At 67.4% G+C, this 21433-nt stretch carries 10 protein-coding genes and 2 pseudogenes; 2 read left to right on the plus strand and 10 right to left on the minus strand.

What is annotated here, in order from left to right:
- Positions 1 to 335 precede the first annotated feature (335 nt).
- The 3 genes from rph to OG735_RS37465 all read right to left on the minus strand — a co-directional run bounded on the left by rph (position 336) and on the right by OG735_RS37465 (position 5281).
- Complete coding sequence (gene rph, locus OG735_RS37455; RefSeq protein WP_327327597.1) at positions 336 to 2933, minus strand: rifamycin-inactivating phosphotransferase; 2598 nt, start codon at positions 2931 to 2933, stop codon at positions 336 to 338.
- A gap of 972 nt (positions 2934 to 3905) precedes the next feature.
- Positions 3906 to 4364, minus strand: a complete 459-nt coding sequence (locus OG735_RS37460; RefSeq protein ID WP_327327598.1) for a hypothetical protein — start codon at positions 4362 to 4364, stop codon at positions 3906 to 3908.
- Positions 4365 to 4801: 437 nt separating this feature from the next.
- The gene (locus OG735_RS37465) at positions 4802 to 5281 is read right to left on the minus strand and encodes a VOC family protein (protein WP_327327599.1); all 480 of its coding nucleotides are present in this window, start codon (positions 5279 to 5281) and stop codon (positions 4802 to 4804) included.
- A 736-nt stretch (positions 5282 to 6017) separates the two neighbouring features.
- Between OG735_RS37465 and OG735_RS37470 the strand changes: the two genes are divergently transcribed.
- Complete coding sequence (locus OG735_RS37470; RefSeq protein WP_327327600.1) at positions 6018 to 7487, plus strand: membrane-associated oxidoreductase; 1470 nt, start codon at positions 6018 to 6020, stop codon at positions 7485 to 7487.
- Between the two features lie 682 nt (positions 7488 to 8169).
- Here OG735_RS37470 and OG735_RS37475 read toward each other — a convergent pair.
- The 4 genes and pseudogenes from OG735_RS37475 to mgtA form a co-directional block, all read right to left on the minus strand.
- The gene (locus OG735_RS37475; RefSeq protein ID WP_442812642.1) at positions 8170 to 10617 is read right to left on the minus strand and encodes a cation-translocating P-type ATPase; all 2448 of its coding nucleotides are present in this window, start codon (positions 10615 to 10617) and stop codon (positions 8170 to 8172) included.
- A 36-nt stretch (positions 10618 to 10653) separates the two neighbouring features.
- Positions 10654 to 10785: pseudogene (locus OG735_RS42145) on the minus strand (cation-transporting P-type ATPase); the annotation flags it as partial.
- 157 nt (positions 10786 to 10942) lie between these two features.
- On the minus strand, positions 10943 to 13327 hold the full coding sequence (locus tag OG735_RS37480) for a phosphoketolase family protein (RefSeq protein ID WP_327327602.1): 2385 nt from the start codon (positions 13325 to 13327) through the stop codon (positions 10943 to 10945).
- Positions 13328 to 13413: 86 nt separating this feature from the next.
- On the minus strand, positions 13414 to 16074 hold the full coding sequence (mgtA, locus tag OG735_RS37485) for a magnesium-translocating P-type ATPase (RefSeq protein WP_327327603.1): 2661 nt from the start codon (positions 16072 to 16074) through the stop codon (positions 13414 to 13416).
- Between the two features lie 613 nt (positions 16075 to 16687).
- Here mgtA and OG735_RS37490 point away from each other — a divergent pair.
- Positions 16688 to 18415 (plus strand): sensor histidine kinase, encoded by a 1728-nt coding sequence (locus OG735_RS37490; protein WP_327327604.1) that lies wholly within the window; start codon positions 16688 to 16690, stop codon positions 18413 to 18415.
- Between the two features lie 197 nt (positions 18416 to 18612).
- On the opposite strand, the gene OG735_RS37495 is transcribed toward OG735_RS37490, so the two are convergent.
- The 3 genes and pseudogenes from OG735_RS37495 to OG735_RS37505 all read right to left on the minus strand — a co-directional run.
- Positions 18613 to 19308: a response regulator transcription factor gene (locus tag OG735_RS37495; protein WP_327327605.1), complete on the minus strand. Its 696-nt coding sequence runs from the start codon at positions 19306 to 19308 to the stop codon at positions 18613 to 18615.
- A 150-nt stretch (positions 19309 to 19458) separates the two neighbouring features.
- Positions 19459 to 19875 carry a universal stress protein gene (locus tag OG735_RS37500; protein WP_327328583.1) on the minus strand — a complete coding sequence of 139 codons (417 nt, stop codon included), beginning with the start codon at positions 19873 to 19875 and terminating at the stop codon, positions 19459 to 19461.
- 87 nt (positions 19876 to 19962) lie between these two features.
- A pseudogene (locus tag OG735_RS37505) lies at positions 19963 to 20580 on the minus strand (universal stress protein); the annotation flags it as partial.
- Between the last annotated feature and the right edge of the window lie 853 nt (positions 20581 to 21433).

Genomic DNA, 21433 nt, shown 5'->3' on the forward strand with positions numbered 1-21433 from the left:
GGTGCCGACTCCAGCCGCTATAGGCGGTTCGTCCATGCGAGGTAGGCCGGTCTCCGGAACGGCGTCGGCTCAGCGAGTGGTGGCCACCATCGGTGGGCCGATGATCTGCAGCGTGCCGTCGCCAGTACCGCTCCGGATCCGGGTCGTGGGTGAGCGTTGACGGCGCGGGCGGGTGGGGTGAGGGCCTCCCCGTAGCACAGAGGCACTTCCCAAGTGAAGAACGGTTACGGGTCGTGTCCGCGTGTGCGCGTTGCGGGCGGCGGTCGTGGGGTGGTCATCAACTGCTTGGCGTTGTTTGGTCGGAAGCTACGGATGGGGCTTCTCGGTGTGGTCGGTCAAGGCAGGATCTCGACGTACCCGTCGGTTCCGTGCACGCGGATCCGCTGCCCGTCCCGGATCAGCCGGGTGGCCTGCTCCACGCCCACGACGGCCGGCAAGCCGTACTCCCGGGCGATCACTGCGCCATGGGTCATCAGGCCGCCCACCTCCGTCACCAGGCCCGCGATTCCGACGAACAGCGGCGACCAGCTGGGGTCCGTGAAGGCCGTGACCAGGATGTCGCCCGCTTCGAGATCGGCCTCCGCCATGTCGAGGATGACGCGGGCCCGCCCTTCGATGGTCCCGGCGGAAACCGGTACGCCGATCAGGGCGCCGGTCGGCACGTCGTCGCGCCGGTACGCCCCGGTGACGGCCTCACCATCCGATGTGAGCACCCGGGGCGGCGTCAGCGCGTGGTACGACCGGAACGCGTCCTTGCGCTGCTGGATGAGCTGGTCATCCACCTGGTTCGAGCGCACGACGTCGTGGAGTTCCTGGAACGTGAGGTAGAAGATGTCCTCCTTCTCAGGAAGCACGTTGGCCTGCACGAGGCGCTCGGCCTCCGCCAGCAGGGCCCGCTTGTAGACGAAGGAGCGGCTGACGATGCCGTACTTCGGGTACTCCCGGTACCCGATGAAGGTTCTGACCCGGTCGATCATCCGCTTGGCCTCGTCGGCTTTCCGGTCCCCGTCCGGCAGGGCCCGCAAGCGTGCCAGCACGTCCTGTTCCTTCTTCTGCGCCTTCTGCCGGCCTTGCTCGAAGCGCCGCTCGGCGGCGCCCGGCTCGAAGATCCTGACGTTGTCGAGGATCACGGGAACGAGCGTGGTGGGGCGCTCGCGCCAACGCGGCCTCGTGATGTCGATCTCGCCGACGCAGCGCATGCCGTACCGGTCGAGGTAGGCCTCTATGGCGTCGCGCGCTTCGGTCCCGCCCGCGAGCTTCGCCAACTCGTCCAGGAAGCACTCGTCTTCGACGCCCTGCAGAAACGCCACCACGTCCGGATGCGGGCGAATTGCGTCGGCGACGTCGAGGAGCGCCAGTCCCATCTCCGACGTGACGTTGTCGGGGGCGGACAGCGTGAGCGTGTCGGCCGCGTTCTTCTCGCCCAGCCACTCCTGCAGCTTGTCGTTGAGCCACCATGTGGCCTCCATCCCCGCCATGATCGCCTGCATGCTCAGCGGATCACTGAGGACTTGCTTGTGCTCCTTGAAGGCCTCCAGCAGGAAGTCGAACAGCGCCGGTCCGGTCTTCGTCCGGATGTCGCGCTCCAGGGCGGCGATGGACACCTGGCTGCGCTCTATCAGCTCGGTGACGATGGCCGGATCGGTCTCGATCGGGGCGGACGCGCCGCCGGCCGGCGGCCCGCCGGGGCCCGCGTCCGGGAGCGTCGGGACGAAACCGTCGCGGTCGAGGACGGTCTCCAGAGCGTGCCTGATCAGCGGATCGCCCTTCCCCATGGCCTCCAGGAGGCCAGCGCGGCTCACGGGCGAGGCCAGGCGCCGGGTGACGTCGACGAACAGCCTCCCGCCGGCCTCGTGCATCGGCACCATCGCCGTCAGCTGCCACATGGAGAACCCCAGGGGCTTCATGGGGTCGGTCATCATCTGCCCATGGCCGACGGAGACGTAGACGTGGTTGTCCTGGTCTCCGCTCTCGGGGATGGGGAACAGCGTCGTGATCGGCCGGCTCTGAACGATCTGGAAGCCATCGTCGACCAGGCACCATTCGATGTCCTGCGGGCTGCCGAAGTGCGCTTCGATCCGCCGCCCGAGCTGCACGAGCCGCACGACCTGCGCATCCGTCAGCGCCGGCTGCTCCTGCCGCTGCGACTCGATCGCCACTTCGTGCGTACCACCGGCCGGCAGGGCGTGAACGGCACGCTGTTTGGCGGCGATCGCCTTGGCGACGACTTCGCCGTGTCGCACCTTGAAGACGTCCGGGTTCACCAGGCCGGAGACCAGGGCCTCGCCGAGGCCGAAGCCGGCGTCCACGGTGGCGACCTTCCGGTTGCCCGTGACGGGGTCGGCCGTGAACAGGATGCCCGCCGCGTACGGGGAGACCATCTGCTGCACGACCACGGCCATGTGGACCGTACGGTGGTCGAAGCCGTTCCGCAGGCGGTAGGTCACGGCCCGCTCGGTGAACAGCGACGCCCAGCACCGGCCGACGTGCCGCAAGACCGCCGCAGGCCCCACAACGTTGAGGTACGTGTCCTGCTGGCCCGCGAAAGAGGCCGTCGGCAGGTCCTCTGCCGTCGCGCTGGATCGGACGGCGTAGGCGGCTTGCTCGCCGAGCCGGGCGAGCGCGCGGGTGATCGCCGCCGCGAGATCGCCCGGGATGGCGATCCCTTCGATGGTCCGGCGGATCTCCGCGCTGAGCGTGCGGATCCCCTCCCGATCATCCGGGTTCAGGCGCGACAGCTCAACGAGCCGATCGTCGATCGACGGCGCTTCCGCCATGATCCGCCGGAAGGCGTCCGTCGTCACGCAAAACCCACCCGGCACGCGGATGCCTTCGATCCGCGACAACTCCCCCAGGTGCGCGCCCTTGCCGCCAACGACCGCGACCTGCATCCCGTCAACCTCTTGAAGGTCCAACACGTACTGCTCGATCACTGCGATACCTCCGGGACAGCCGTGCTCCGTCGCACTGCACTGGTTGGTCGAATCACCGGCGCCTCAAGCTCTGTCGAAACTGTCAGTCCCACCACCGGTTCGACGTCACCGCGTCCCCTGTACGTCGACAACAACACACGCACGTCGTGCCCTCATTTCCGCAGGTTGTGGCATCGGCCGACGATTCTGCGCCACGACCCGGGTCTTGCCGCAAGCCCCCCAGCGCGCTATACGTTAAGAGTGGCAAGGAGAGAGCTCTCCTTGCCTTTGCCTTTCGCCGTCCCATGGAACTGACAAGCTTCTCGCGAAGCGGTGGCGCGCCGCGCACGGCGGTACGCGCCAGGCGGATGTCCCATCGGCCTCGCTGACGGTGGAGCGGCCCACCCCGTACAACTCGGCGAGCCGCAGCGTGCGGAAGCTGGGTGCGCAGATGGACCAGGGTCACCAGCACCCGGTCGGTGAACACGAGCTCGTGTTTGCGTCCGGCCGCGACCTGCCGACGCCGTTCGCCGCCCCGTCGCTCGCGCAGCGCGGACTCCCGCCGGGGCCTGCCACGGTGTGGCCAACTCCCCGATCAAACCGCCGAGATGCGCATGGGGGATGCCGCAGAAGGCAGGATGGGACAAGGCCGCACGGCCCACTTCGTCTTCACACCCGAAGAACCCGTGCGGCCGCCTTCACCTCACGGGACCGGCGCGCGCACTCCGAGAAACAGGACGCCACCGCGACCTGGAAGAAGACCCTCTGCCATCATCCACTGGTCGCGTTCGTCGGCGGATCGGTGTCAGCGTCCATGCCGTCCGTCCGGCAGGACGCCGGCCGAAACCCGCGGCCGACACGTGGGCCGCCCACGGCGCGGTCGAGACGTGGGCCGATCGCCCGGAGATCGGGGCGCTCCCAGGGATGTCGCGCAGGCCCGCGAGGCTGCGCCGACCCACCAAGCAGGTCAGATGGTGGCGGCGAAGGTCACGGCTACTGATCCCATGCGGTCACCAGGCCGTAGGTGACCAGGCCGAAAACAAGGTGCGGTACGACATCCGACGCCCAGTCGCCGACTGACCAGGTGCGAGGATCGCTGATCCCGAGGCGGGCAATCGGCACGTCGGCGACGACCATCACCAATGCTCCGGTAAGGGCCCCTCCCAACCACAGGGGCATCCGAGCGCCTGTCCGGTGGACCAGCGATACAGCGGCGCCCGTCCCGCTTCCCACGGCGATACCCGTCAGCGCTGCGAGACCGATGAGCCGGTTGCCCTTTTCGGCCGAGTCCCGGAGCGGAAGCCCCATCCGGGTAGCGATGGTGTCCACCAAAGTTTCCGGCACAGTGCTGGCGGGCCTGCCGCGCAAAGCCATGTCGGCATAGGACACGGCGTTCAATGCGGTCGTCCCCGCCGCCCCCGCTGCGCAGCCGCGCACGATGGTTCGGATCATGCTCCACGCAATCCCCGCCGCTGCCCGCACCCAAACAGCCACAGGCACCAGACCACTCGGATCACGGACGATGTGCGGCCGACTGGACGGCGCCTCTCGCAGCAGGGCGGCCACTGGCTCCCCGGACCCGGCCTGGCCGTGATCGACGATCGTGCAAAGGGACGGCTTGCGCTACGGCGCCGATGCTGCCGATACGGCGCCGTTCAGACCGGACTTCGGATCGTCTCGACCAGCAGCACCGAGCCGGTCCGCAAGTCCTATCGTTGCAGCTCAGAGGAACTCTGCTTTCTCGATCACCCATCGGACAGCACCCCTGGTGAAAGCCCAAGGCCAGGCATATGAGGGGGCCGTTGCCTCGTACGGGCCATGGTGCTCCGCCGTCTCGTGCAGAAGTTCTGTCAACGCGGCTACGTCCACGGCAAAAGCCTCCTGAGTCGTCACCGTCCAGGTAGTCGCTCCTGCACCTCTTGCAGTAGCCACCCGTTTCCGTCCGGGTCGCTGAACGAGGCGTAGGAGGCGTAGCTGCGGCCGTCTGGATCGCGGCCGTCGACCTGTACTTCAGCGCCGGTGTCGTAGACCTTGTGGAAGATCTTGCTTACCTCAACACCGCGGCTGGCGAGGTCGGCGCGGGCTTTGTCGAGGTCGAGGACCACGAGGTAGCCCTCTGCGGATCCAGGCGCCGCGGAGATGACCCCGCGGCCGAAGATGATCGCGCATTCCGACCCAGGCGGCGTCAGCTGAACGATCCGGAATTCTGGGCCGGCCTCGAAGTCCGCATCGAGCCGCCATCCCAGGCTCTGGTAGAAGCGCAGGGCACGGTCGACGTCAGCGACGGGGACAATGTGGACCTCGATCTTCATGTCCACGGTCGGCTCTTTGATGCCGCCCTGTGCGCCGCCCTGCTCTTGAGTGCTCATATCGTTCTCCTGCGCCCGACGCCCAGAAATCCATGAGGACGACGTGGCCGCGCGGCTCTGGGCGGCCGAGCGGCTCGGTATTGACGCCCCGCCGCGCGAGGGCATGTTTCGTCGGTCGGGCACGGTCTACCGAAGAGAGCGGAAGGCCGTGCGCAACTCTTCCACGAGGAGTTCCGGCTGCTCCCAGGCGGCGAAGTGCCCGTCCTTGGGCAGCTTGTTGCAGTGTCAACCCCGTGCCACCTACATCTCCACGTTAGACCGATGGGGTACACGATGCACCCGGGAAGAACCCGGAGTGCGTCCCGTGGCTCCACCGCCGGGGGGCTGGACTTCGTAGGAAGCGGTGGCACGGGCCCACCCCGATGTCGAGAATTCGTAAACGCACTAACCTCGAACTTTCGTGACGGGTCGTGATTTCTTTCGGCGGCCTGATTCGGCTGGCCGGACTGGTAGTGGACAGACTGCGGGCCCGGCTGTCGCGTGGGGCGGGCACCGGGTTCCACTGCTCCGGCAGGTGCTGCCGATTCGTCGGGGCGAGGTGTTTCCGGTCAGCCGGGGCCGGGAAGGGCCTCGAGTTGCTGGATCCGGCGGTGATGACATCGGTCCAGGGCCAGTGGTTGAGCTGATTGAGCTGCAGCGCGCAGCGAACCGGGCACGCGAAGCGGTGGATGTCGGACAGCACGGCGTGCTTCGTACGGCAGTTGACAGCTCGAACGCAGCACGTCAGAGTCCCGAGGTGAGCGAGACAAACGATCTGACGCCGGCCGAGGTACGTATATGGCGGGCCTTTCCGCGAGGCGAGTCCGTAGACTTCCGCGCCGCCGAGAACGAGGATCCGGCGCTCGGCAACACCTGGGGCGCCGAGCGGACCGTACGGGCGAGTGTGCTGCGGGCGCTGCTGCTCAAGGCTCCGCAGGAGGAGGGGGAGATCGCCGCGCTCAAGATCACGGGGGCGCGGATCACCGGCGTACTGGACCTGAAGTTCGCCACGATCGACGCCGCCATCCGGCTGAGCCACTGCCAATTCGACGGCGTTCCCGACCTGTACGGTGCCCAGCTGCGCCAGCTCAATCTGAGCAAGTCCGTTCTGCCGGGCCTGGCCTCGGCGACCTTGCGGGTCGAGGGGGTGCTGCGGATGACGGACTGCCGTATGCGGGGGCCGGTGCGACTCGGCGGGGCACAGATCTCCGGGGCGCTGTTCATGGAGCGCGCGGAATTCACGGCGCCGGACGACTCCGAGCCGGTGCTGCAGCTCAACCAGGCCGCGATCGGGGACGACTTGTGGGCGCCGGCGATGCGCGCACACGGACAGGTACGGCTCACTGGCGCCTCCGTCGCCGGGCGGATCAACGTTCAGGACGCCGAGTTCAACAAGCCCGATGGCACCGCGCTGGACGCGCAGAACCTCAACGTGGGAGCCCATGTACGGGCGCGGTGCGTACGAGCGCAGGGCCGGGTCGAGCTCCGAGGCTCGCGCATATCGGGCCGTCTCGACCTGCTCCACGCCCACCTGTCGCATCCGGGCGACACGGCACTGCGGGCGAGCAGTTGTGTCATCGGTGAACTCTGGCTGCGCAGAGGCGATCGCATCGAGGGCGGCGCCCTGAATCTACGGCGTTCTCAAATCGAGATCCTGACCCTTGAACCGGAGATGCTGCCGGACCAGCTGTATCTCAGCAATCTCACGTACACCGTCCTCACCCCGCACGAGCCGGCCGAACGCCGCCTTCCGATGCTGGAGCGGGACGGCGACCGGTATGAGCCGTACGGCTATGAGCAGCTGACGGCGGCCTACCGCCACGTCGGTGACGACGACGCGGCCCGGCTCGTCCAACTCGCCAAGCAGCGCCGCCGACGCACCACGCTCACCTGGTACGGGCGGCTGTGGGGGTACGTCCAGGACGCCACCGTCGGCTACGGCTTCCGTCCGTTGCGCGCAGCCGTCTGGCTGCTGTCCCTCATGGCCATCGGATCGATCGCGTACGGCCTGGACCACCCGCGCCCCATCAAGGCGGACGAGGCCCCTGACTTCAACCCCGTCTTCTACACCCTCGACCTGCTCCTGCCTGTCATCAACTTCGGCCAGGAGCCAGCCTTCGCCCCTGACGGCTGGCACCAGTGGCTGTCGTACGCCCTGATTATCACCGGCTGGATCCTGGCGACGACGATCGTCACGGGCGTGACCCGTACGGTCAGCCGCCAATGACCCCACGAGAACCCGCGAGTCCGGGACTGGTCCGGATGCTGGTAAGCGGTGGGAGCCGAGTGAGACAGGTTGGGAAAAACAGGGTGTCACGCGCTCGCGGTCCGGCGAGCAGAGGCCCGTAGTACGAGGACCTCCAACCCGCGCAGTTGCAGGTCAGAGGCCCTCCGCAGCCTTCTAGAAGAAGCCGAGCTTCTTCGGCGAGTACGACACCAGCAGGTTCTTCGTCTGCTGGTGGTACATGCGTTACACCTCGCCTGACCAGCAGAAACAAACGAATCTGTCTCGAACGAGGGGATGATGGCCCGGAATTGGCCCGGATCTTGGTCTGCTCGGAGGTCCCGGCTGACCGGTGCGTCGATGAGGCCTCGGCCGGGCAGGTCCAGCAAGCGCCGCTCGACCCCGGCGCTCTCAACGCGGATCGCGACGTTGTTGTGTGTTGCGCGGTGGAGTGCCCGGACGTGGAGTTCGTGTACCAGTGCGTGTCCTGTCGGTGATCGCCGTCCAGTCGTACGAGATCCCGTGGCCTCGGCCCCTACGTACGGCCCGATGCCACCGGGGTGTGACGACGGCTTCTATTGCGACGGAGCCACCCGGACGCCGCCAAGGAGAAGGGCGATGAAGCGGGCCACGCCGGTCCAGCGTCGAAGTACTCGAGACCCGGGACGTCCACCGGCGTTCTGTCTCACGGTGCGGCAGGTATCTGGTCGGCAGTCCTCGCCAACCAGCTCTCGGTGCGTGCTGCGCCGAAGCTGATGAGGCCGGCAGCCGCGGCGAGTGCGATACCGGTCCACGATGGCGATGAGGTGTCCAACAGGTCTGCCAGGAAGGGTACGTAGAGTGCGGCAGCGCCCAGCCCCGCCGCAGTCAGCACAGCTGCGGGCAGAAACAGATTTTGGCGCGTGAACAGTCGCTCCCGCAGCCCCAGAGCGACGCCGAGCTGGGCGGCCAGCAGGGCGATGAACAGGGCGGTCTGCCACGGGCCGCCGGAGTGCCGGACCCAGAGGCTGGCAGCGAGGCTGGCTGCCGTGACCAGGGCCGACAGCCGCAGTACCCGCTGCCAGAGCCCGTCGCCGAGTACGTGCTGCTGAGGCGGGCGCGGCGCGCGTCGCATGGCGTGGGGTGAGACCGGTTCGGCGCCCATGGCGACCCCTGTCAGACCATGAGTGAGCAGATTGATCCACAGAATCTGACCTGCTCGCAGAGGCAATGCGAGTCCGAGCATCGGGCCAATGAGCATAACGAGGATTTCCGCGGCACCGCCGGCCAGCGCATAGACGAGGAACCGGCGGATGTTGGCGTAGACACGGCGGCCCTCTTCCACGGCCGAGATCACCGAGGTCAGTTCATCGTCGGCGAGGACCAGATCGGCAGCTTGGCGGGCAACTTCGGTTCCCCGGCGGCCCATCGCCACGCCGATGTCGGCCTGCCGCAGGGCGGGACCGTCGTTGACGCCGTCGCCGGTCATCGCGGTGACCTCTCCGCGGGCGCGCCACGCTTGGATGATGTCCAGTTTCTGTTGAGGCGTGGTACGAGCGAAAACCCTGACCCGGGTGGGGTCCGGGATCTGTCCGGCGGCCAGCTCTTTACCGGTGGCCACGAGGCTCGGCATGGTGGCGTCAGCTCGCGTGAGGATACCGACCCTTTCCGCGATCGCACGGGCAGTCGCTGGGTGGTCTCCAGTGATGAGAACCGGGGTGATCCCGGCACGGCGGCAGGCTTGCACAGTCGCAGTGGCTGCTTCTTTGGGCGGGTCGCTGATGGCTGTCAGTCCCAGCAGCCGCAAGCCGCTTTCCGACTCCTCGATCGGGACAGGAATACAGGTGGACGAACCTGACGCTATGGCCAGGACACGGTAGCCCTCGGCGGACAGGGCGGCGGCCTCCTTACGCGCATGCTCCAGTGACGCGGGACTCTCGTTCAGAAGCGCGGCGTCCAGCACCATTTCAGGTGCGCCCTTGAGGTAGATCTCGATCGTTCCCGAGGGCGTGCGGTGGATGGTGGTCATACGTTTGCGGAGGCTGTCGAACGGCACCTCGTCGATGCGGGGATGAGTTCGCGCCAACTCGTCGGGTGTACAGCCCACTTTGGCGGCGGCGGTCAGCAGGGCGGCCTCGGTTGGATCACCGAGCGGGGTCCATTGCGCGTCTGCTTCCCCGGGCGGAATCAGCGACGCGTCGTTGCACAACGCCGCTGCGATGAGCACTTCTCGTACGGCATCCCTGGTGGCGGGTACTGAATGTCGGCCGGTCGTGAGAATTTCACCAACGGGTTCGTATCCCGCGCCCGTCAGGGTCACCGTGCCGTGGGCGGCGGTCCATACTCGTTCGACGACCATGCGGCCTTCGGTGAGGGTGCCTGTCTTGTCCGTTGCCAGTACGGTGACCGATCCCAGGGTCTCCACTGCGGACAGGCGGCGAACCACGGCGTTGCGAGCGGCCATCCGCCGCGCGCCCAGCGCCAGGCCGAGGGTGACGACGGCCGGCAGTGACTCCGGGACGGCTGCCACGACGAGGCTGATGGCCGTTACCGCCATCGTCTCCAAGGACTGGCCGCGCACCAGTCCCAGGACGAGCACGAGGAGGCACAGCCCTACAGTGACCAGGGCCAGTACCCGGCCGAGCCCGGCCAGGCGCTTTTGGAGCGGGGTCTGTTGCTGTCGGGGGTGCAGCGAGGCGGCGATCATGCCGAGGGCGCTGCGCGGCCCGGTGGCGGTGACGGTGGCGACAGCGCGGCCACGCAGTACGACGGTTCCCGCCTGTAGTTGTCCCGTGTGCGGATCCGTTCCGTGGACGTCCTTGTCGACCGGTACGGATTCGCCGGTCAGCGCCGACTCGTCGATCAGAAGGGCAGCGGCCTGCGTGAGCGCGGCGTCAGCGGGGACGATGTCGCCCTCACCGAGTACCAGCACGTCGCCCGGGACGACGGCTGACGAGGTCACCTTATGTTCCGTCCCGCCGCGCAGTACTCGTGCAGCAGGCGCGGTCATGGCGGAGAGGGCAGCGACCGCATTGTCGGCGCGCACCTCCTGCACCACCCCGACGGTGGTGTTGAAGAGCACGACCACACAGATGACGACTGCGTCGGCGTAGTCCCCGGTCGCCACGGTCAGTGCCACGGCCGCCAGCAGCACGATGATCAGCGGGTCACGAAGCTGAGCGAAGATTCGGGACCGAAGCGATATCCTGCGCTGTTCGCTGAGCTCGTTGGGACCGCACTCCGCCAGCAGCTGGGATGCCTGCTCCTGACTGAGACCTGTCCCCCGGGCGGCCCCCGAAAGGGGTGCGGACGTAAGGGGCATGGTGACTCCGGTTGCTTCAAGGTGCTCATGGTCTTACGGGCCTGGCTCAGTGGACGCTGGGTGCGTTGGCCGCGTCAGTTGGTACTTTGACCACGTCAGTTGGAGCTGGGGTGCATCAGCGTCCTGTCTCCGACATCACGGACCGACGCCGGGGCGCTCAGCTGTTCCAGTTCCATTCGCTGACTTCGGGCAGGTCGGTGCCGTGCTCACGAATCCAGGCGTGGTGGCGCAGACGGACGTCCGCCATCTCCTGTCGGACTGCAGCGGCGCGTACCGCCAGCCCGGGGACGCGGTCGATGACATCCATGACGAGCCGGTACCGGTCGAGGTCATTGCGCACGACCATGTCGAAGGGCGTGGTGGTGGTGCCTTCCTCCTTGTAGCCGCGCACATGCAGGTTGGCGTGCCCGGTGCGCCGGTAGGCCAGGCGGTGGATCAGCCACGGGTATCCGTGGTACGCGAAGATGAGGGGCTTGTCGGAGGTGAACAGCGCGTCGAACTCCGCGTCCGGCATGCCGTGCGGGTGCTCCTCCTTGGGGAGCAGCCGAGCCAGGTCCACGACGTTGACGACGCGTACGGCCAGGTGGGGCAGGTGCCGGCGGAGCAACTGAGCGGCGGCCAGGATTTCCAGGGTGGGGACGTCGCCCGCGCAGCCGAGGACGACATCGGGCTCCCCGCTCTCATTCTCCGCGCCTGCCCAGTCCCAGATTCCGGCACCGCGGGCACAGTGTCCGCGGGCCTGCTCGAGGGTCAGCCAGTCGAAGCAGGGCTGCTTTCCGGCGACGACGACATTGACGTAGTCGCGGGAGCGCAGCACATGATCGGCCACCGACAGCAGGGTGTTGGCGTCCGGTGGCAGGTAGACCCGCACGACCTCGGGTGACTTGTTGAGGACGTGGTCGATGAAGCCGGGGTCCTGGTGGGAGAAGCCGTTGCTGTCCTGCCGCCATACGTGCGAGGTGAGCAGGTAGTTCAGTGAGGCGATGGGGCGGCGCCAGGGCAGGCGCCTCGACGTGCGCAGCCACTTGATGTGCTGATTGACCATGGAGTCGACGATGTGGACGAACGCCTCGTAGCAGGAGAACAGCCCGTGGCGGCCGGTGAGGAGATAGCCCTCCAGCCAGCCCTGGCAGGTGTGTTCGGAGAGGATCTCCATGACCCGGCCGTGGCGGTCCAGGTGTTCGTCGATCTCCAGGGTCCGCGCCTGCCATGCTTTGCCCGTCGCTCCGTACACGGCCTGCAGACGATTCGAGGCCGTCTCGTCCGGCCCCACCAGACGGAAATCCCGACGCTCGGCGGTGTTTTCCATGACCCCCTCCAACAGGTCGCCCAGGACCCGGGTGGGCTCGTGCAGGGTCGTACCGGGCTTGTCGACCGGAACGGCGTACCGTTCCAGCGGCGGGATCGGCAGGTCCTGTACGAGCAGGCCGCCGTTGGCGTGCACGCTGGCCCCGAGACGGCGAGGGCCAGCGGGCACACACTCCAGCACCCGCTCCCGCGGGCTGCCGCGATCGTCGAAGAGTTCCGCCGGCCGGTAGGAGCGCAGCCACTCCTCCAACTGCCTGAGGTGGTCCGGGTTTTCGCGTACGGAGGACAGCGGCACCTGATGCGCGCGCCATGTGCCTTCCACCTGCACACCGTCGACCTCGGTCGGCCCGGTCCATCCCTTGGGCGTGCGCAGCAGGATCATCGGCCAGCGCATGCGTTCGGTGACGCCCTCTTCGCGGGCGCCGTGCTGGATGGCGCTGATGCGATCGAGTGCGGTGTCCATGGCGCGTGCCATGGAGCTGTGCACCTGAAGTGCATCGTCACCTTCGACATGCAGCGGGTCATGGCCCAGGCCACGAAGAAAGTCGTCGAGTTCGTCCCTGGGCAGGCGCGCAAGCACGGTCGGGTTGGCGATCTTGTACCCGTTCAAGTGCAGGACCGGCAGGACCGCTCCGTCGTGGACCGGGTCGAGGAACTTGTTGGAGTGCCAGGACGCGGCCAGCGGCCCGGTCTCCGCCTCCCCGTCGCCGATGACGCAGGCGACCAGCAGACCGGGGTTGTCCAGGGCGGCGCCATAGGCATGGGAGAGCGAATACCCCAGCTCACCCCCCTCGTGGATCGATCCCGGAGTCTCCGGGGCCACATGGCTGGGCACCCCGCCGGGGAAGGAGAACTGACGGAACAGGCGCGCCATACCCTCCGCGTCCCGGCTCACGTCCGGGTACGTCTCGGAATACGTGCCCTCCAGCCAGGAGTTGGCCAGGACGGCCGGTCCTCCGTGGCCTGGGCCCCAGACACAGATGGTGTCCTTCCCATGGTCCCGGGCCATTCGGTTGAGGTGGGTGTAGACGAGATTCAGACCGGGCGAGGTGCCCCAGTGGCCCAGCAGCCGAGGCTTGATGTGCTCCGGCTTCAATGGCTCACGGAGCAGAGGATTGGCCATCAGGTAGATCTGGCCAACGGCCAGGTAGTTCGCGGCCCTCCAATGCGCGTCCAACGCCGCCAGCTCTGCTTCATCGAGGTAGTTGGCTGATACCGGGTGAATGTCGGGCATTTCGTGCTCCTCTGTAGGTGCCGAGAGGAGATTTCGGCACGGTCGGTCGGTACGGGCAGGCGGCCGTTGGGCCCGATGTGCTCGGCTCATCTCTCAACGGGGCGGGATCGGTGGTCAGGGCGGAGAGCAGTGCTGAACCGGGCAGCACGACGACGCAGGAGACGGCTGTGGCCTACCGCGCCCCGCGGCTCGGCAATTGGTGTCGGCAGCCAGCGGTAGAAGATCCGCTTACCTACCTCGATCAGGGCGAGGTAGCAGATCACCATGGCGACAAGCGCGACGAAGAAGCCAAGCGGAAGCGATTGGAACCCGAGCCTGGCGGCCAGCGGTGTAGCGGGCAGAAGGACTCCTACGCTGACAACTCCGAGGGCGGCCAGGGTCAACGGGAGGCTGGGGTGACTTCGCCAGAACGGGATACGGCGGGTGCGGATGGCGAAGATCACCAGGGTCTGGGTGGCGAGAGACTCGACGAACCACCCGGTCCGGAACTGAGCGGGTCCGGAATGGAAGACCCACAGCATGACGCCGAATGTCGCGAAGTCGAACACCGAACTGAGCGGACCGAAGAAGATCATGAAACGGCGGATGAACCTGATGTCCCAATGCGAAGGACGGCGCAATTGCACCTCGTCGACACGGTCGGTGGGAATGGCGAGCTGGCTGGTGTCATAGAGCAGGTTGTTGAGCAGGATCTGCGACGGCAGCATCGGCAGGAAGCCGAGGAACAGCGAGGCTCCGGCGGCGCTGAACATGTTGCCGAAGTTGCTGGACGTTCCCATGAGCACGTACTTGATGGTGTTGGCGAAGATCCGACGGCCGCCGGCGACTCCGTCCGCGAGGACATCAAGATCTTTTTCGAGCAGGATGACGTCAGCCGCGTCTTTGGCGACGTCGGTGGCCGAGTCGACGGAAATACCCACGTCAGCTGCGTGCAGTGCGAGCGCGTCGTTGACACCGTCGCCGAGGAAAGCGACGTCGTGACCGGTGGTGCGCTGGACACGCACGATGCGGGCCTTGTGCTGCGGACTGACGCGGGCGAATACCGTGGTGTGTGCGATCGCCGCTCTGAGCCGGGCATCGTCCATGGCGTCGAGGTCGGTACCGGTAATCGTGCCAGAGCTGGTGATACCGAGGTCATGGCAGACCCTGACGGCGACGGTCGGGTTGTCTCCGGTGACGATTTTGACTGTGACACCGAGCCCGGCCAACCGGAGCAGCGCCGCTGCGGCGTCGGGTTTGGGCGGATCGAGGAAGACCAGCAGCCCGGCCAATTCCAGGCCGTGTTCGTCGGCAGCGGCGGGCCGGACCAGTCCTGGGGCGGATCGGGTGGCCACAGCGACCACACGGTTGCCGGCGGCGAACTCCGTAGCCAGCAGCGTGCGAGCCTGCTCGGGTACGTTCTCGCAGCGCTCCAGGACGCTCTCCGGAGCCCCCTTGGTGACCAGGACAGTCCCACCCATCGGGTCGCGGACCACGGTGGAGAACATGCGCCGCTCGTGATCGAACGGCAGCATGCCGACTCGCTGGTACACGTTCGCGTCCGCGTCTTCCGGCTGCGCGGTGGCGGCCTCCCACAGTGCCGTGTCCAGCGGATTGCCGCCCAGGATCTGGCTGCCGTCAGCATCGACGTCGGTGCACAGGAGTCCCCACTTCAGCACCTGCTCCGGGCTCTGGCGGCCCGCGGGCAGGGCCCTCTTGAATTTGATACGGCCCTGCGTCAGCGTGCCGGTCTTGTCGGTGAACAGCACATCGACATCGCCCAGATCCTCGATGCACACCAGTCGCTTGACCAGCACTTTTTGGCGGCTCATCCGCCGCGAGCCGGCGGCCAGACTGGTGGAGACCACCGCAGGCAGTAGCTGGGGAGTGATTCCGACAGCGATGGCCAGCGAGAACAGCAGTGAGTCGATGAGCGGCTTGTGCAGCACTACGTTGATCACGAAGATCGACGTGGTCAGCGTGCCGGCCACGTACACGAGCAGCATGGAGAACCGGCGCAGCCCCCGTTGGAACTCGGTCTCCAACTGATGACCGCTCAGTCCGGCCGCGATCTTCCCGAACTCGGTCGCTGTACCGGTGGCGACCACTACAGCGCGGGCGCTTCCTGCGTGCACCACCGTGCCCATCAGCGCGCAGCAGGAGAGCTCGGCCAATGCCACGCCGACAGAGACGGCAGCGGTGTCCTTGGGGACGGGCAGTGACTCGCCGGTCAGTACTGACTCACCGCATTCCAGACCGGTTACCTCCAGCAGACGCAGATCGGCAGGCACGATGTCGCCCAGCTTGAGTTCCACCACGTCGCCAGGCACCAGGGCCGTGACCTCCACCGCGGTAACGCGTCCGCCGCGTATCACCACGGCCTGATGGCTGATCTGTCCGTGGAGGGCTTCGGCGGCTTTCTCCGCGCGGTACTCGTTCACGAAGCCGAGCCCGACCGACAGTGTCAAGATCACACCGATGATCACCGCATCGCTGTGGCGGCCGACGACATACGAGATGGTCGCGGCAGCGAACAGGAGGCCCAGCAGCGGTGATCGCATCTGCCGCCACAGCACGGGCAGTACCCGGGCCTTGTGTGAGGCGACCGCATTCGGTCCCCATCGCCGCAACCGGTCAGCAGTTGCTTCCGCCGAGAGGCCTTCCCTGGTCGACACCAGCTCGCGCAGGACCTCGTGGACCGGCAGGCAAGCCGACGAGCTGATGTCGTGGACGCCGGTAGTCTGCGTCGTTGCGGGGGAGGAGCTCACCACAATCGACCACTGTCGGCACTTTTCCCGGTCACGCAATAGGCGTGTAAGGGGTTGATGCCGAGGAGAAGCGATTGGCGTGTGAGGCAGAATGCACGGGCTGCGTCCGCCCGATGGACAGCTTCGCCTGTACCGCCGGCCCCTTCACGCATCACTCGCCTCCTCGGTGCAGAGTGACTGATCTGCCCGTACAGCGTGACGATCATGGACACGAACTCCTGCCCTATGGTGTTGATCCTCGGCAGTAGCCATGCGCCATCACTTCAGTGGGTGAGGGCTCATGGGCGTGGTGCCCGCCATCTCAGCCTGTGCCGTATTCGGGTTCAGGGGCGAGGGCCGAACGGCCTCTCCAAGGGGCCCACCGGCCCTGTCAGAGCGACCCGATGGCCTCTTCGCCCGACATCCCCGGCAGCATCATCCAGATCGTGGTGGGCGTCATCGAGCGTCGCAGGGCTGATGGGTTCGTGCCCCGCAGCATGCTGGGCGGTTTCGTGAACGCGGGTTCTTCGACGGCATGGATTCGTCTTGGTACGCGTGGATGCGTGCAGACCGATCCGTCCGGGGCAGGCTGGAGGAGCCAAAGGCAATGTGCCGGCGGCCTTAGGGAGACGAAGTGGGCGAGGACACGTATGCCGAGGGGGATACCGGGGCGGCGGCATCGCAGCTGCGGCTGGACGAGCTGCTGAACGACCCGCAGTCGCAGGCAGTCCTTGCGCGTTCGCCCCGGGATCGCGTAGATCCGCTGCTGGAGGCGGTTCTGGCCGTCGGCAGCGACTTGGACCTTGGTGTTGTACTGCAGCAGATAGTGCAGTCCGCAGCCGACCTGGTTGATGCTCGGTACGGGGCCCTGGGCGTGATTGGTGAGGAGAATGGGCTCAGCCAGTTCATCACGGTCGGCATGGGCGACGAGACCATCGAGCAGATCGGGCCCTATCCGCAGGGCCGGGGCATCCTGGGGCTCCTGATCCGTGAACCGCACTCGCTGCGGCTGGTCGACCTGGGCGAGCAGCCCGATGCCTCCGGCTTCCCGGCCGGCCATCCACCGATGCGGACCTTCCTCGGTGCGCCCGTCCGGGTGCGTGAGAAGGTGTTCGGCAACTTGTACCTGACCGAGAAACGGGGCGGGGCCGAGTTCGGCGCCGATGACGAAGCGGTGCTGGTCACGCTGGCCGTGGCAGCCGGGGTGGCAATCGACAATGCTCGGCTGTACGACGCCGTCCAGCGTCGGGAACGCTGGCTGATGGCCAGCGGCGAACTGACCCGTGCCCTGCTGTCCGGCATTGAACCTGCCGAGGTACTGAGGAACTTCACCGCCACCGTCCTCGAGATGGCCGACGCCGACGTGGTCACCCTCGCCGTGCCCGTTCCTCGCACCGGCAATCTGGTGATCGAGGCCGCCGCCGGAACGGACGCGAATCGTGCCCTTGGACTGGTGTTGTCGCACACCACCTTGGCCGGGAAGGTCTACAGCTCAGGCGAGACGATCACCACCCAGGACTGGAACGCCGACCCCCGCGCCGAACGGGACACCGCTTCCACGACCCTGGGACCGGTCTTCCTGGTCCCCCTCGGTACGCCCGAACATGTGCGCGGTGTCCTGCAAGTCGCCCGCCACTGCGGCCGTCCCGCGTTCTCCGACGCGGCCGTGGCCATGATCGCCGGATTCGCCAACCATGCCGCTCTTGCCCTGGAGATCGCCGGACATCGGCACGACGCCGAACGCCTCCTCATTCTGACCGACCGTGACCGCATCGCCCGTGATCTGCACGACCTGGCCATTCAGCGCCTGTTCGCCAGCGGTCTGAGCCTGCAGTCCACCCTCGCCCAGGTCGCCGACCGACCGCAGGTCGCCGAGCGCATTGCACGAGTCGTGGATGACCTCGACGACACCATCAAGGTCATCCGCTCCACCATTTACGGATTGCAACAGCGCGGTCGCCCCGAGGACACCGGGCTGCGCTCCCGCCTGGTGGCCGAATCGAACCGGGCATCTGAGGCGTTGGGATTCGCACCTGCGCTGCGCATGACCGGGCTGCTGGACACCCTGGTCCCGCAAGCCATGGCAGACCACCTTCTTGCAGTGCTCCGCGAAGCTCTCGCAAACGCCGCCCGGCACGCCGACGCCACCGAGGTGGAGATCACCGCCCAGGTAACCTCGGCGCACCTTACGCTGCGGGTGACCGACAACGGCCGGGGTACTGCCCCCGCGGGCGCCCACCGCAGCGGCCTGGCCAACCTCCACACCCGCGCCGAGGAACTCGGAGGAGCTCTGGTCCTTGCGCCCAATCAGCCCACTGGCAGTGTCGTGGACTGGAGCGTTCCCCTTTCGACCGACGAGTGACCCCGCCCCGGACAGCGCGGCGCGAAGTAGTGCACGGTACCCCGTGAGCGCTCAGTCTCCGCCCGTCGCAGGCCGGGCTCGGCGCCCGATGGACCGTCGACACCTCCCCGCACGGCGGCACGCGCCTGACGTGGCAGGTACCGGGCGTCCCTGGGTGAAGGCTCTCTCTCCCGGATTGACGAGTGCCCTCCTCCGCTTCAGCGGTCCCGCCGAACGGGGGCCTGCGGAGCGGCCTGCGTGACCATGACCGCAGCCTGGATGCGCCGCTCGACGCCCAGCTTGGCGAGCAGGCGGGAGACGTTGTTCTTGACCGTCTTCTCCGCCAGATAAAGCCGTTTGCCGATCTGGGAGTTGGTCAGTCCCTCTCCGATGAGATCGAGGATCTCCCGTTCGCGGGCGGAGAGCCCGGACAGTGCGCCTGCTTCGGTGTTCTGCGGAGAGTCGCCGCGGAGGCTACTCATCAGACGGGTCGTGGTCGCTGGGTCGAGCATCGACTGGCCGGAGGAGACGGTGCGGACCGCGGCAACTAGCGCAGACCCTTTGATCTCCTTCAGCACATAGCCTGCGGCCCCCGCCATGATCGCGTCGAGGAGTGCGTCGTCGTCGTCGAAAGAGGTCAGCATCAGACATGCCAGGTCCGGGATCCTCGACCGCAGTTCTCGGCAGACCGTGATCCCGTCGCCGTCCGGCAGCCGCACATCCAGCACGGCGACGTCAGGACGCAGCGCCGGCCCTCTGGCAAGAGCCTGTTCTGTTGTCCCCGCCTCACCGACGACTTCGATATCGGGCTCCGCGTCGAGCAGGTCGCTCACCCCGCGCCGCACGACCTCGTGGTCGTCGAGCAGGAATACGCGAATCGGCTTCCGCGGTGAAGTTTCCAGGTCCTCGGTCATTACTTGTCCTCCACACTGTCACGAGCACCTTGCCCTGTGATTCCATCCTTAGTCCGTCGCCATGGGGCCGCGCCAGGGCCGGATGGGCCCCCGCGTATCTCGCCACGGGAGCCCCACCCGACGGGCGGTCACCTGGACCGGGGCTTGGTCTCAGGCGTGGGGCACGACGGCCACCGGGCAGGCTGCGTGATGAATCACGCCGTGAGCCACAGACCCCAGATGCATTCCGAGGGGCGATGTTCGCTCGCGTCGGCCGATGACCAGCATCGGCGCATGGGCAGCCGCTTCGACCAGGTGGGCGATGGCCTGCCCCGAAACGCTGCTGGCACGGACGGCAACGTCAGGGCTCTTTTCGCGCCACGGCTCCAGGACCGTGCTCAGCGCGTACTCACGTTCCCTGAGCAGCCCGGAATCGTCGATGAGCGTGCCCCCACCGGCGGCGATCGCGTACGACGACGGCAAGGTGTAGCCGTGTACGACGTGCAGGCCCACGCCGCGCACGAGGGCCGCTTCGAAAGCGAATTCGATCACCTCGTCGCAGGAATGGGTGAGGTCGATGCCGGCCACAATGTCGGAGCTGTGGGGAGCGCCGGTCGGCCGGAGTACGTCGGGAGATGAGTGTGCCCCGGTATGCCTCTCGGATCGTACGAGTACGACCGGCCGCGGAGCATGGGCGACCACTCTGCGTGCTACGGAGCCGGTCACGAATCCGGCCATTCCGCTCAGGCCGCGGGAGCCGAGGACGAGTACCTCGGCGTTCTCGGCCGCTGCCAGGAGCGCGGCGACGGGCGAGTCCGATATCTGCTCGTGGGTCGGCCGAAGCTCAGGGTGGCTGCTACGGAGCTGTTCCACGGCAGTACGCAGGATGCGACCGGCCCAATGACGCTGAGTCTCACTGGTCGGGACGGAAGCCGAGGCGGCGGGAGACCAGTCCCAGGCGTGCACGAGATGGAGCGGAACGCTGCGGAGCACGGACTCTGTGGCTGCCCAGCGCGCGGCAGCCAGGCTCTCGGGAGAGCCGTCGATCCCGACAAGCACGGCACGAGTCATGAGTAGTACCTCCTGCTTGGTCTGTTGTGTTCCTGGCAGCAGCTTCACCCGCGCCGAGTAAATGGGGCAGGCCGCCAGGCCCCCTCTGCGGTGCGAAAGGCCCCTTCCGAGGGGCAGGCTCGCCACCGAAGGCGGAATCGGGTGGAGGCCCTGCTCTCCGGTCGACGGAAGGCGGACCGTCATGGCGCGCGGTGTGGTTGGTTGGAGTTGACGGATCGTCATGCAGCGCTGGCGCCGCACCAGGCCTGCCACAGGGCGCGCGAGCCCTCAAGCCGGGACACCCACATCAAGGTCCGCGGTGTGCGGCAAGAGCGTCTGCAGCACGTGGAAGAGATGGAGCCGCAGAATGCGCCCATCTGAAGGCCTTGTCGAAGAACGCCCAGAGGAAGAGGAAACCGATCAGAACGCGGGCGGCGGCAGCGCGGGCAAGGGCGCCGCTCACGGACCGGGCTGCGCGCCGTCGCCGGTTCGGGTCGTCCCGGCTCGATGCCACGACGGAATACGGATACCGGTGTGCCGACGCGGAGGGAGGTGAACGACCATGCCTGTCAGTACCTTTCACGAGTGAGCGCGATGAGCGGTGCGCGTGCTCAATCTCTCGCTGGGGCCGATGAGTACGCTGCGGCCGAACGGCCCTGCCGCACGGCCGAACGGCCCTGCCGCACGGCCGAACGGCACTGTGGCGGCAGACCTGTTGGGGCGATCCGGCTCGGCTGTTGCGGTCCCGGCTGTCAGCTCCGGGCAGGACGCCTGAGACGCGTCACGAAATCTCTATGGGGCGGCGCGGCGCGGGGGCCAGTCACGGCCGGTTTGGGCGGACTTGCGCGATCACTTGCATGCGACCGCGACTCGGGAGAAGCGGCCGACCGGGCGAGGCGGGGATTTCCGTGACCGTGAGCGGATCCGCTCACGGGCGCAGGCCATCGCCCGCGAGCTGGTGGCGCTCCCCCCACGTGCGGCCGACGATCGCCCGACGAGGGGAGACGCCGGTCGTAGCCCCGACTGCGTAGGGGCCCGAGCGGTGCAGGGATCGTTCCCGGCTCGGCGGTGGTCGGCACAGCGTGGAACAGGGCCG

This window comes from Streptomyces sp. NBC_01210, assembly GCF_036010325.1.
Taxonomy (GTDB): domain Bacteria; phylum Actinomycetota; class Actinomycetes; order Streptomycetales; family Streptomycetaceae; genus Streptomyces.